This window comes from Actinacidiphila sp. bgisy144 (assembly GCF_057708105.1).
On sequence record NZ_JBYIRM010000062.1, the window covers coordinates 1 to 13,879 of the forward strand.

General features: G+C 70.1%; 2 protein-coding genes. Both read left to right on the top strand.

The window, feature by feature from the left end; all coding sequences use genetic code 11:
- Positions 1–13: 13 nt before the first annotated feature.
- The gene (locus tag AC3EVP_RS36255) at positions 14–4,249 is read left to right on the top strand and encodes an SDR family NAD(P)-dependent oxidoreductase (RefSeq protein ID WP_435137872.1); all 4,236 of its coding nucleotides are present in this window, start codon (positions 14–16) and stop codon (positions 4,247–4,249) included.
- Between the two features lie 9 nt (positions 4,250–4,258).
- Positions 4,259–13,879 (top strand): SDR family NAD(P)-dependent oxidoreductase (locus AC3EVP_RS36260; protein ID WP_435137875.1); only part of this gene is annotated, 9,621 nt, incomplete at its 3' end.

Genomic DNA, 13,879 nt, shown 5'->3' on the forward strand with positions numbered 1-13,879 from the left:
CCGGCAGGTGGTGGTGGCCGGTGCCGCGCAGGCGTGTGCGGAGTTCGTTGAGGTGTTTGCGGAGCGTGGGGCGCGGCGGATCGCGGTGGATTATGCCTCCCACACCGCGCATGTCGAGGCGGTGAGGGAGTGTCTGGCTGAGGATCTGGCGGGACTGTCTCCGGTCAGTGGCGCGGTGCCGTTTTATTCGACGCTTGAGGGGCGGGTGGTGGATACCGCCCAGCTGGATGGCGGGTATTGGTATCGGAATTTGCGGGAGCCGGTGCGGTTTGGTGAGGTTGTTGCCGGGTTGGTGGCTGAGGGGCATCGGGTGTTTGTGGAGGTCAGTCCGCATCCGGTGTTGGGTATGGCGGTCGCGCAGGCGGGTGAGGGTCTGGTGGTGGCGGGCAGTTTGCAGCGTGGTGATGGCGGCCGGGACCGGTGGCTGACTGCACTGGCGAGCGCCTGGACCGCAGGCGTCGACGTGGACTGGGCTACGGTGACCGGCGATGAGGGTCGGGCGGTGAAGGTTGGGCTGCCGACGTATGCGTTCCAGCGGCAGCACTACTGGCCGAAGGCCGCCGTGGGGGCGGGGAATCTGCCGTCCGCGGGTGTGCAGGCAGCCAAGCACCCGTTGTTGGCGGCTGCGGTGTGGCTGGCCGAGGGCGATGGGTTGGTGTTGACGGGTCGGTTGTCGCTGGCCGCGATGCCGTGGCTGGCCGACCACGCGGTCCACGGCACCGTCCTGTTGCCGGGGACGGCGTTCGTGGACCTGGCGATGCATGCGGCTGATCTGGCCGGGTGTGGTGTCCTGGAGGAGTTGACGCTCCAGGAGCCCCTGGTCCTTCCCTCCTCCGGTGGAGTGCAGGTCCAGGTCCACGTCGGCGACAGTGACGGCGGCAGCGGCCGGCGAACCGTAACGGTCTCCTCTCGCGAGGGAGAGGGCGAATGGGTGCGGAACGCCGTCGGTGTGTTGGCCCCGGCTGACGGTGAGCCTGTCCCGGATCGGCTGTCCGTGTGGCCGCCGGCGGGTGCTGTGGCGGTTCCGGTCGACGACGCCTACGACAGGTTGGCCCGGCGCGGTTACGCCTACGGTCCGGCGTTCCAGGGCCTGCGCCAGGCATGGCGTGCCGGGGACACCATTTACGCCGAGGTCGAGCTGCCGGAGGTTGTCGAAGCTGATGCCTCCGGGTTTGGCCTGCATCCTGCCCTCCTCGACGCTGCCCTGCATGCCCTCATCACTGCCAGCACTGACAAGGGCAATGGTGGTGGGACGGGGTTGCCGTTTGTGTGGTCGGGGGTGCGGCTGCTGGCGGGCGGTGCGCGTCAGTTGCGGGTGGTGCTGGCCCGTGGGTCGGGTGGGGTCTCGGTGACGGCGTTTGACGGTGTCGGTCAGCCGGTGCTGGCGGCGCGGTCGTTGGTGCTGCGTGAGGCGTCGGCTGGTCAGCTCACCGGTACCGGTCGGCAGGTGCGGCAGTCGCTGTTCACGGTGGACTGGGTTCCGCTGCCGGTGCAGGCTTCGGCGGATGCGGTGCAGTGGGTGCGGCACGGTGGGGCCGAGGTGGCTTCGGTGGTGGTGGCGGTGGTGCCGGCTGCCCCGTCGGGGATGTCGGCGCCGCAGGCGGCCCACCAGGCTGCTGCGACGGTGTTGGGTTGGGTGCAGGAGTGGCTGGCCGATTCCGAGACGGACAATGCGCGGTTGGTGGTCTGGACCCAGGGCGCAGCTATCGGGCAGGACCTGGCGGGCGCGGCGGTGGTGGGTTTGGTGCGTTCGGCGCAGTCCGAGCACCCGGGGCGTGTGCTGCTGGTCGACGTCGACCCGGCGGCCGACCTGGACCCGACCCGGGACGTTGACGTGGACACCGTACTGGCCCTGGCCTTGGGCGCTGATGAACCCGAGGTCCGCATCAGTTCCGGGGATGGGACTGTGGCGGTGTTCGGGCGTCGGCTGGTCCGGGCGGGTGCGTCCGGGGATCTGGCGCTTCCCGCTGGCTCGGGCTGGCGAGTCGATGTCGCCGAGCCGGGTGATCTGGGCAGTGCGGCGGTGGTCGATGCTCCCGAGGCGGGGGCGGTGTTGTTGCCGGGTCAGGTCCGGGTGGGTTTGCGGGCGGCGGGCGTGAACTTCCACGATGTGGTCGCTGGCCTGGGAATGGTTGCCGACGGCCGGGTCATGGGAGGGGAAGGCGCTGGGGTGATCCTGGAGACCGGCCCCGGAGTCATGGACCTGGCGGTCGGTCAGTCGGTGATGGGCCTGGTGCCGGGATGGGGTCGGGTCGGGGTCGTCGACAGTCGACTGCTTGCTGCGGTGCCGCGGGGGTGGTCGTTCCAGGAGGCCGCATCCGTGCCGGTGGGATTCATGACCGCGTTTTATGCACTGCGGGATCTGGCCCAGGTCCGTCCGGGGGAACGGGTGCTGATCCATGCCGGGACCGGCGGGGTGGGCACGGCTGCGGTGCAGCTGGCTCAGGAATGGGGTTTGGAGGTCTTCGCCACCGCGAGTCCGGCGAAGCAGGCGGCGTTGCGGGCGATGGGCATCGATGAGAGCCACATCGCCTCGACACGCGATCTGGCGTTCTGTGAGCGGTTCTTGGCCGTGACCGGTGGCGCCGGCATGGACGTGGTCGTCAATGCTCTGGCGGGGGAGTTCACGGATGCCTCGCTGCGGTTGTTGCCGCGTGGTGGGCGGTTCGTCGAGATGGGCAAGACCGATATCCGCAACCCCGAGCAGGTCGCCCAGGCATACCCCGGGGTGATCTATCGGGCCTTCGATCTGATGGATGCCGGTGTGCCGCGGGTCGGGGAGATGCTCGCTGAGCTCGGGGTGATGTTCGAGGCCGGGATATTGAAGCCGCCGCCGGTGACGTGCTTCGAGCTGTCGCAGGCGGTCGCGGCATTGCGGTATCTGCAGGCTGCCCGGCACATCGGCAAGCTCGTGCTGAACGTCCCCGCCGAGTGGGACCCGCAGGGCACCGTCCTGGTCACCGGCGGCACGGGGACCCTGGGCGGGGAACTGGCCCGGCACCTGGTCACCGTCCGCGGTATGCGGCATCTGGTATTGCTGTCGCGACGCGGCCCGGCCGCACAGGGCGCGGCGCGTCTGGTCGCGGAGCTGGCTGAGCTGGGTGCGGAGGTGCGGGTGGTGGCCGGTGATGCCGCCGACCGTGACGCCCTCGCCACGGTCCTGGCCAAGATCGCAGTCGACCGGCCGTTGACGGCGGTGGTGCACGCCGCGGGGGTGATCGATGACGCCACCGTGGAGTCGTTGACACCGCAGCGGATGCTGCCGGTGCTGTCGGCGAAGGTCGACGCGGCCTGGAACCTGCACGAGCTGACCGAGGACGCGGGCTTGGCCGGGTTCGTGCTGTACTCCTCGGCCGCGGCGGTCATGGGCAGTGCGGGACAAGGCAGCTACGCGGCCGCCAACGCGTTCCTGGATGCCCTGGCGGTCTATCGCCGGGAACGTCACCTTGCCGGCCAGTCGCTGGCCTGGGGCCTGTGGGAACAGACCTCGGAGATGACCGAACAGCTGGAGGGCGCGGGCCTGTCCCGTCTGCGCCGCGGCGGCATCGAGCCGATGCCGACGGAGCAGGGCCTGGCGTTGTTCGAGGCCGCTACCGCGTGGGGCGTGCCGTTGGCGGTCCCGACCCGCCTGGACCTGACGGGACAATCACGCCCGGGACGACCGATACTCCCGCTACTGAGCGGTTTGGCGGTCGGAGCGCCCGCTCGCCCCACTGCTGCACTGGCTGCGGCCGGCGGTGGGCTGGCCGAGCGGCTGGCCGGGCTCAGTCCGGCGGACCGGGATCGGGAAGTCCTGCAGGCCGTTCAGGCTGCCACCGCTGTTGTGTTGGGTCATGCCAGCCCGGCTGAGATCGATTCCGAGCGGGCGTTCCGTGACATGGGCATCGACTCACTGACCGCGCTGGAGCTCCGCAACCGGCTCGCGGCCGAGACCGGCCTGAGCCTTCCCGCCACCCTGGCCTTCGACCAGCCGACCCCGGCCGAACTCGCCCGGCACCTGCGAGAAGAAATTTGCCCCGATGCCGATGGGCAGACAGAGCCCACTGAAGCTGCGCTCAGGAAAGTATTGGCATCCGTTCCTATGTCTCGGTTCCGTGACGCAGGCCTCATGGAGGCATTGCTCAAGCTCGCTGATTTTCCTGATGACGCTCTCGCGCCACGGCAGAGCACCAAAGCCGAGATGATCGATTCTATGGATGCCGAAGGCCTCGTACGTATGGCGTTTGGCAGGGGAAAAGATGACGCGTAGCCATACTGAATGAATGGGGTCGTGATGAGTATATCTGCTGATGAGCTCCTTGAAGCGCTGCGCGTATCTCTGAAAGAGACTGAACGGCTAAGGCAGTATAGTAGTGACCTTGTTTCTGCGTCGCGGGAACCAATTGCGATCGTGGGGATGGGTTGTCGGTTCCCGGGTGGGGTGGAGGATCCGGAGGGTTTCTGGCGGTTGGTTGCGGGGGGCTCTGATGCGATGTCGGGGTTCCCGGTGAACCGTGGCTGGGACGTGGCCGGCCTGCCTTACCCGGATGCCGGTGACGGGGGTGCGGGTTATGCCCGGGTGGGTGGGTTCCTTGATGGTGCGGGTGATTTCGATGCGGAGTTCTTCGGGATCAGTCCGCGCGAGGCGTTGGGGATGGACCCCCAGCAGCGACTGCTCTTGGAGACGTGCTGGGAGGCGCTGGAAGACGCGGGGATTGCCCCGGCTTCGTTGAAAGGGACCGACGCAGGCGTCTACGCCGGCATCATCGCCTCGAGATACCGGGCCGGGGAGCAGGACGGTGCGGGTGGTTTTGGCCTGACGGGGACGACGGCGAGTGTGGCGTCGGGTCGGGTGGCGTATGCGTTGGGGTTGCAGGGGCCGGCGGTTTCGATTGATACGGCGTGTTCGTCGTCGTTGACGGCGATTCACCTGGCGGCGCAGGCGCTGCGGTCCGGTGAGTGTGGGATCGCGTTGGCCGGTGGTGTCACGGTGATGGCTTCGCCTGGGACGTTCGCTGAGTTTGCGCGGCAGCGGGGGTTGGCTGCTGATGGGAGGTGTAAGCCGTTTGCGGAGGCGGCTGACGGCACCGGGTGGGGTGAGGGTGTCGGTGTGCTGGTCCTGGAGCGGTTGTCGGTTGCTCGCGCGCGCGGGCACCGGGTGCTGGCGGTGGTAGCCGGTAGCGCGATCAACCAGGACGGGGCCAGTAATGGTCTGTCGGCGCCGAACGGTCCCTCGCAGCAGCGGGTGATTCGGGCGGCGTTGGCGAGTGCGGGGTTGCAGCCGGGTGATGTGGATGTGGTGGAGGCGCATGGCACTGGCACTGCGTTGGGTGATCCGATCGAGGCGCAGGCACTGCTGGCCACTTATGGGCAGGATCGTGATCCGGCGCGGCCGTTGTTGCTGGGGTCGGTGAAGTCGAACATCGGTCACACGCAGGCGGCTGCGGGTGTGGCGGGTGTGATCAAGATGGTGCAGGCGATGCGGCACGGGATGCTTCCGCAGACCCTGCACGTCGACGCCCCGTCCTCACACGTCGACTGGTCGGCCGGAGCGGTGGAGCTACTGACGGCGCCGCGTGAGTGGCCGGCGGACTCTGGTCCGCGGCGGGCGGGTGTTTCGGCCTTCGGGATCAGCGGCACCAACGTCCACCTCATCCTAGAACAGGTCCCCGAGGACACCCCTGCCCAGGACAGTCCTGCTGTGGACGTTCCTGCCCAGGATGTCTCTGGCCCGAGTGCCGCCGCTCAGGACCAGCAGGGCGAGCGGGAGGAGGACCTGGGGGCAGGTGCGGTGGTGTGGGTGGTGTCGGCGCGGTCTGATGCGGCGTTGGTGGCGCAGGCGGGTCGGTTGGCGGAGTTTGTGGCGGCGCGTCCGGGGGTGGGGGTCGGGGATGTGGCGTTGTCGTTGGCGGTGACGCGGACGACGGGGTTCGCGCACCGGCTTGCGGTGGTGGGTGGTGACCGTGGCGAGTTGGTGGAGGGCTTGTCTGCGGTTGCTGCGGGGCAGGTGGGGCCTGGTGTGGTGAGCGGGGTGGTGTCTGGGAGTGCGGCTTCTGTGTCGCGGCCGGTGTTTGTGTTTGCGGGGCAGGGTGCGCAGTGGGTGGGGATGGGGGTGCGGTTGTGGGAGGAGGAGCCGGTGTTTGCGGCGGCGATGGAGCGGTGTGAGCGGGTGTTGGAGCCGTTGACGGGTTGGCGGTTGCGTGAGGTGTTGGGGGATGAGGGGTTGTTGTCGCGGGTGGAGGTGGTGCAGCCGGCGTCGTGGGCGGTGATGGTGAGTTTGGCCGCGTTGTGGCGGGCAGCTGGGGTGGAGCCGGTGGCGGTGGCGGGTCACAGTCAGGGGGAGATCGCGGCGGCGTGTGTGGCGGGTGGGTTGTCGTGGGAGGACGGCGCGCGGGTGGTGGCGTTGCGTAGTCGGGCGTTGGCCGGGCATCTGGCGGGCACGGGCGGGATGGTGTCGGTGCCGGCCGGCCTGGCCGAGGTGGGGGAGTGGATTGCCCGCTGGGAAGGGGACTTGTCGATCGCGGCGGTCAACGCTCCCCGCCAGGTCGTGGTCGCCGGCGCCGCCCATGCGTGTGCGGAGTTCGTCGAGGCGTTTGCGGAGCGCGGGGCGCGACGGATCGCGGTCGACTACGCCTCGCATACGTCGCATGTCGAGGCGGTCGAGGACCGGTTGGGCGAGGATCTGGCGGGACTGTCCCCGGTGAGTAGTCCGGTGCCGTTCTATTCGACGCTTGAGGCGCGGGTGGTGGATACCGCCCAACTGAATGGGGGGTATTGGTATCGGAATTTGCGGGAGCCGGTGCGGTTCGGTGAGGTTGTTGCCGCGCTGGCGGCTGAGGGGCATCGGGTGTTTGTGGAGGTCAGTCCGCATCCGGTGTTGGGTATGGCGGTTGCGCAGGCGGGTGAGGGTCTGGTCGCGGCGGCCAGTTTGCAGCGTGGTGATGGCGGCCGGGACCGGTGGCTGACCGCACTGGCGGGCGCCTGGTCGGCGGGCGTGGAGGTGGACTGGGCTGCCGTTAACGGTGGGGAGGGTGGGGCCCGGAGGGTGGCTTTGCCGACGTATGCGTTTCAGCGGCAGCACTATTGGCCGAAGCCGGTGGCCGGTCGTGAGGATGCTTCGTCGGCTGGTCAGCAGCGTTCCGGGCATGCGTTGTTGGCGGCTGCGGTGTGGCTGGCCGAGGGTGATGGGCTGGTGTTGACGGGTCGGTTGTCGCTGGCTGCGATGCCGTGGCTGGCCGACCACGCGGTCCACGGCACGGTGCTGTTGCCGGGGACGGCGTTCGTGGACCTGGCCGTCCACGCCGGGGACCTGGCCGGGTGCAGTGTCCTGGAGGAGTTGACGCTCCAGGAGCCGCTGGTCCTTCCCGCTTCCGGTGGCGTGCAGTTGCAGGTCCGTGTCGGTGACGGCGATGGTCCGCGAACGGTCACGGTCTCCTCTCGTGAGGGGGAGGGCGAGTGGGTGCGGCATGCCGTTGGTGTGCTGACGCCGGCCGGCAGTGAGCCGGTCCCCGCCCCGCTGGGTGTCTGGCCTCCGGCGGGTGCGGTGGCGGTTCCGATCGACGACGCCTACGAGAAGTTCGCCCGGCGCGGTTACGCCTACGGTCCGGCGTTCCAGGGCCTGCGCCAGGCATGGCGGGCCGGGGACACCGTCTACGCCGAAGTCGAACTGCCTCCGGTCATCGACTCCGATGCGGCTGAGTTCGGTCTGCATCCTGCTCTGCTTGATGCCGCTCTGCACGGTCTCCTGGCCGCCAGTGATGGCAGTGGTGGGACGGGGTTGCCGTTTGTGTGGTCGGGTGTGCGGCTGCTGGCCGCCGGTGCCCGCCACCTGCGGGTGGTGCTGGCGCCCGGGTCGGGCGGGGTCTCGGTGGCGGCGTTTGACGGTGTCGGTCAGCCGGTGCTGGCGGCGCGGTCGTTGGTGCTGCGGGAGGCGTCGGCTGGTCAGCTCACCGGTACTGGTCGGCAGGTGCGGCAGTCGCTGTTCACGGTGGACTGGGTTCCGCTGTCGGCGCAGGCTTCGGCGGATGCGGTGCAGTGGGTGCGGCACGGTGGGGCCGAGGTGGCTCCGGTGGTGGTGGCGGTGGTGCCGGCTGCCCCGTCGGGGATGTCGGCGCCGCAGGCGGCCCACCAGGCTGCTGCGACGGTGTTGGGTTGGGTGCAGGAGTGGCTGGCCGATCCCGAGACGGACAATGCGCGGTTGGTGGTCTGGACCCAGGGCGTGGCTATCGGACAGGACCTGGCGGGCGCGGCGGTAGTCGGTTTGGTGCGTTCGGCGCAGTCGGAGCATCCGGGGCGTGTGCTGCTGGTCGACGTCGACCCGGCAGCTGACCTGGACCCTGCCAACGATGCCGACGTGGACACCGTGCTGGCTGCGGTGCTGGGTGCTGATGAGCCCGAGGTCCGCATCCGCCCTGCTACTGCTGACGGCGGGACCGTGGCGGTGTTCGGGCGTCGGCTGGTCCGGGTGGGTGCGTCCGGGGACCTGGCGCTTCCCGCTGGTTCGGGCTGGCGGGTGGAAGTGGCGGAGCCGGGTGATCTGGGCAGTGCGGCGGTGGTCGATGCTCCCGAAGCAGGTGTGGCGTTGTTGCCGGGGCAGGTCCGGGTGGGTTTGCGGGCGGCGGGTGTGAACTTCCGCGATGTGGTGGCCGGCCTGGGAATGGTTGCCGACGGTCGAGTCATGGGAGGGGAGGGGGCTGGGGTCGTGCTGGGGACCGGTCCGGGAGTCACCGGCCTGGCGGTGGGTCAGTCGGTGATGGGTTTGGTGCCAGGGTGGGGCCCGGTCGGGGTCGTCGACAGCCGCCTGGTGACTGCGGTGCCGCGGGGTTGGTCGTTCCAGCAGGCTGCTGCGGCGCCGGTGGGGTTCTTGACGGCGTTTTATGCGTTGCGGGACTTGGCCCAGGCCCGCCCGGGTCAGCGGGTGTTGATCCATGCCGGGACCGGCGGTGTGGGAACGGCTGCGGTGCAGTTGGCTCAGGAATGGGGTTTGGAGGTCTTCGCGACGGCGAGTCCGGCGAAGCAGGCGGCGTTGCGGGCGATGGGCATCGAGGAGAACCACATCGCGTCGACGCGGGATCTGGCGTTTGGTGAGCGGTTCTTGGCCGTGACCGGTGGTGCGGGTATGGATGTGGTCGTCAATGCTCTGGCGGGGGAGTTCACGGATGCCTCGCTGCGGTTGCTGCCGCGTGGTGGTCGGTTCGTCGAGATGGGCAAGACCGATATCCGTGATGCCGAGCAGGTCGCCCAGGCATACCCGGGAGTGGTCTACCAGGCCTTCGACCTGATGGATGCCGGTGTGCCGCGGATCGCGGAGATGCTCGCTGAGCTCGGGGTGATGTTCGAGGCGGGGACGCTGACTCCGCCGCCGGTGACGTGTTTCGAGCTGTCGCAGGCGGTCGGGGCATTGCGGCATCTGCAGGCCGCCCGGCATGTGGGCAAGGTCGTGCTGAACGTCCCCGCCGCCTGGGACCCGCAGGGCACCGTCCTGGTCACCGGTGGCACGGGGACGTTGGGCGGGGAGTTGGCTCGGCACCTGGTCACCGTGCGTGGTATGCGGCATGTGGTGTTGTTGTCGCGGCGGGGTCCTGCGGCGCCGGGGGTGGCTGGTCTGGTTGCGGAGTTGGCTGAGCTGGGCGCGGGCGTGCGGGTGGTGGCCGGTGATGCCGGCGACCGGGATGCCCTCGCCTCGGTCTTGGCCAAGATCGCGGTGGAGCGTCCGTTGACGGCGGTGGTGCACGCAGCCGGTGTGATCGACGACGCCACCGTGGAGTCGTTGACGCCGCAGCGGATGGCGCCGGTGCTGTCGGCGAAGGCTGACGCGGCCTGGAACCTGCACGAGCTGACCGAGGACATGGGCCTGGCCGGGTTCGTGCTGTACTCCTCAGCCGCGGCGGTCATGGGCAGCGCGGGACAAGGCAGCTACGCCGCGGCGAACGCGTTCCTGGACGCCCTGGCCGTCTATCGCCGGGATCGGCAGCTGGCCGGCCAGTCGCTGGCGTGGGGCCTGTGGGAACAGACCTCGGAGATGACCGAACAGTTGGAGGGTGCGGGGCGGTCTCGTTTGCGCCGTGGCGGTGTTCAGCCGATGACGACAGTGGAGGGTCTGGCGCTGTTCGAGGCCGCTACCGCGTGGGGTGCGCCGTTGGCGGTCCCGACCCGCCTGGACCTGACGGGACAATCACGCCCGGGACGACCGATACCCCCGCTGCTGCGTGGCTTGGCTGCTGGTGATGTATCCGGCCGCCCGGCGGCAGCCGTGGCCGCGGACGCGGGTGCCATTGGCTTGGCGGCCCGGTTGGCCGTGCTCTCTCCCGTCGAGCGTGAGCAGGAAGTCCTGCAGATTGTTCGGGCCGCCGCGGCGGTTGTCCTGGGCCATGCCCGACCCGAGGACATCGATCCCCAGCGGGCCTTCCGCGAGATGGGCATCGACTCGCTGACCGCGCTGGAGCTCCGCAACCGGCTCGCGGCCGAGACCGGCCTGAGCCTTCCCGCAACCCTGGCCTTCGACTACCCCGTCCCACTGGAACTCGCCCGGCACCTGGTCGCCGAGGCGTGCGGGGTCGACGGGGCTGACAGGGCTGACGGGGTCGTTGGGGAGAGCGCTGTGTCGACGCCGCGGGCCGGCACGGATGAGCCGGTGGCGATTGTGGGGATGGGTTGTCGGTTCCCGGGTGGGGTGGAGGATCCGGAGGGCTTCTGGCGGTTGGTTGCGGGAGGGACCGATGCGATGTCGGGGTTCCCGGCGAACCGCGGCTGGGACGTGGCCGGCCTGCCGGACCCGGATGCCGGTGACGGGGCTGCGGGTTACGCCCGGGTGGGTGGGTTCCTTGATGGTGCGGGTGATTTCGACGCGGAGTTCTTCGGGATCAGTCCGCGTGAGGCGTTGGGGATGGATCCGCAGCAGCGGGTGCTGCTGGAGACGTGCTGGGAGGCGTTGGAGGACGCGGGTATAGCCCCGGGTTCGCTGAAGGGGACCGACACAGGCGTCTACGCCGGCATCATCACCTCCGGCTACCGCGTCGGGGAGCAGGACGGTGCGGGCGGTTACGGGCTGACGGGGACGACGGCGAGTGTGGCGTCGGGTCGGGTGGCGTATGCGTTGGGGTTGCAGGGGCCCGCGGTTTCGATCGATACGGCGTGTTCGTCGTCGCTGACGGCGATTCACCTGGCCGCGCAGGCGCTGCGGTCGGGGGAGTGTGGGATCGCGTTGGCCGGCGGGGTCACGGTGATGGCTTCGCCTGGGACGTTCGCGGAGTTCGCGCGGCAGCGGGGGTTGGCCAGCGATGGGCGGTGTAAGCCGTTCGCGGAGGCGGCTGATGGCACCGGGTGGGGTGAGGGCGTTGGCGTCGTGGTGCTGGAGCGGTTGTCGGACGCTCGCGCGCGCGGGCACCGGGTGCTGGCGGTGGTAGCCGGTAGCGCGATCAACCAGGACGGGGCCAGTAATGGTCTGTCGGCGCCGAACGGTCCCTCCCAGCAGCGGGTGATCCGGGCCGCGTTGGCCAGTGCGGGCTTGAAGGCCGGTGACGTTGACGTGGTGGAGGCGCACGGCACCGGCACTGCGTTGGGTGATCCGATCGAGGCGCAGGCGCTGCTGGCGACGTATGGGCAGGGTCGGCCGGAGGGCCGGCCGTTGTTGCTGGGGTCGGTGAAGTCGAACATCGGTCACACCCAGGCGGCTGCCGGTGTCGCGGGTGTGATCAAGATGGTGCAGGCGATGAGCCACGGAATACTGCCGCAGACCCTGCACGTCGACGCCCCGTCCTCCCACGTCGACTGGTCGGCCGGAGCAGTCGAGCTACTGACCGCGCCTCGCGAGTGGCCGGCGGGTTCTGGTCCGCGACGTGCGGGTGTGTCGGCCTTCGGGATCAGCGGCACCAACGTCCACCTCATCCTCGAACAGCCCGCGCAGCAGGCCCCTGTCCTGGACGTATCTGCCGACGACGGACAGGCCCTGGAGGGGGAGGGGCCCGTCTCGGAGCCGGAGCCGGAGCCGGGGCCGGGGCGCGGGCCGGAGTCCGGTGGTCCGGTGGCGTGGGTGATGTCGGCACGGTCCGATGCGGCGTTGGCTGCACAGGCGGGTCGGTTGGCGGAGTTCGTCGACGCTCGCCCGGAGGTCGTGGCCAGGGATGTGGCGTTCTCCCTGGCGATGACGCGGACCACGGCGTTCCCCCAACGACTTGCGGTCGTCGGCCGGGACCGTGGCCAGTTGCTGGAGGCCCTGTCTGCGGCTGCCGTGAGGCGAGAAGAGCCCGGTGTGGTGACCGGGACCGCCGGCGACGGCCGGGTCGCGATGGTGTTCTCGGGGCAGGGCAGTCAGCGGGGCGGGATGGGTCTGGGGCTGCGGGCGGCGTACCCGGTGTTCGCGGACGCGTTCGACGAGGTGTGCGCCCATATGGACGGGCTGCTGCCCCGCCCGCTGCGGGAGGTGATCGCGGCTGGCGGAGAGACCTTGGACCAGACGTTGTACGCGCAGACGGGCCTGTTCGCGGTGCAGGTGGCCCTGTTCCGGTTGTGGTCGTCGTGGGGTGTGGTGCCGCAGTGGGTAGCGGGGCATTCAGTCGGCGAGCTGGCAGCCGCGCATGTGGCCGGGGTGTGGGACCTGGCCGACGCGTGCGCGGTGGTGGAGGCACGGGGCCGGCTGATGCAGCAGCTGCCCGCGGGCGGGGCGATGGCTGCGATGGACGCCTCGCGCGAGCAGGTCGCGGAGCTGGTCGCGGGACGTGCCGACGTGGCAGTTGCGGCGGTGAACGGTCCGCGGCAGACGGTGATTTCCGGCGACGCGCCTGCGGTCGACGAGCTGTCCCGGGCCTGGCGAGAGGCCGGCGGGCGGGCCCGCCGGCTGCGGGTCAGTCACGCGTTCCACTCGCCGCAGATGGACCCGATGCTGGAGGAGTTCGGGCGGGTCCTCGACGGGGTGGCGTTCAGCGCGCCCCGGGTACCGCTGGTGACGGGGACCCCGGGCGCGGATGTGACCAACCCGGCCTACTGGGTCGCGCACGTGCGGGACACAGTCCGTTACCACGACGCGATCGAGTCGCTGCGCGCCCAGGGCGCCGGGGTCTTCGCCGAGCTGGGCCCGGTGGGCTCGCTGTCGGCGATGGCCGTCCCGGACACCGGGACCTGGGTCCCGGTGCTGCGCGCCGACCACGACGAGCCTGAGGCTGCGCTGCTCGCGCTGGCCGGCGCCTACGTTGCTGGCACCGATGTGGACTGGGCTGCCGTGAACGGTGGGGAGGGTGGGGCCCGGAGGGTGGCTTTGCCGACGTATGCGTTCCAGCGTCAGCGCTACTGGCCGAAGCCGGTCGCCGGAGCGGGGAATCTGCCGTCGGCGGGGGTCCAGGCCGCGAAGCACCCGTTGTTGGCAGCTGCGGTGTGGCTGTCTGATGGTGATGGGTTGGTGTTGACGGGTCGGTTGTCGCTGGCTGCGATGCCGTGGCTGGCCGACCACGCGGTCCACGGCACCGTCCTGCTGCCCGGCACCGCGTTCGTGGACCTGGCGGTCCATGCCGGCGACCTTGCCGGGTGCGGTGTGCTGGAGGAGTTGACGCTCCAGGAGCCGCTGGTCCTGCCGGGTGCTGGTGGGATGCAGTTGCAGGTCCGTGTCGGCGACAGTGACGGCGGCAGTGGCCGGCGATCGGTGACGGTCTCCTCTCGCGAGGGGGAGGGCGAATGGGTGCGGCACGCCGTCGGTCTGCTGGCCCCGGCTGACGGTGAGCCTGTCCCGGATCGGCTGTCCGTGTGGCCCCCGGCGGGTGCGGTGGCGGTTCCGGTCGACGATGCCTACGAGAGGCTGGCTCGGCGGGGTTATCAGTATGGGCCGGTGTTCCAGGGGCTGCGGCAGGTGTGGCAGGCCGGGGACACGGTCTATGCCGAGGTCGAGCTGCCCCAGAGCGCGGATGCGGAT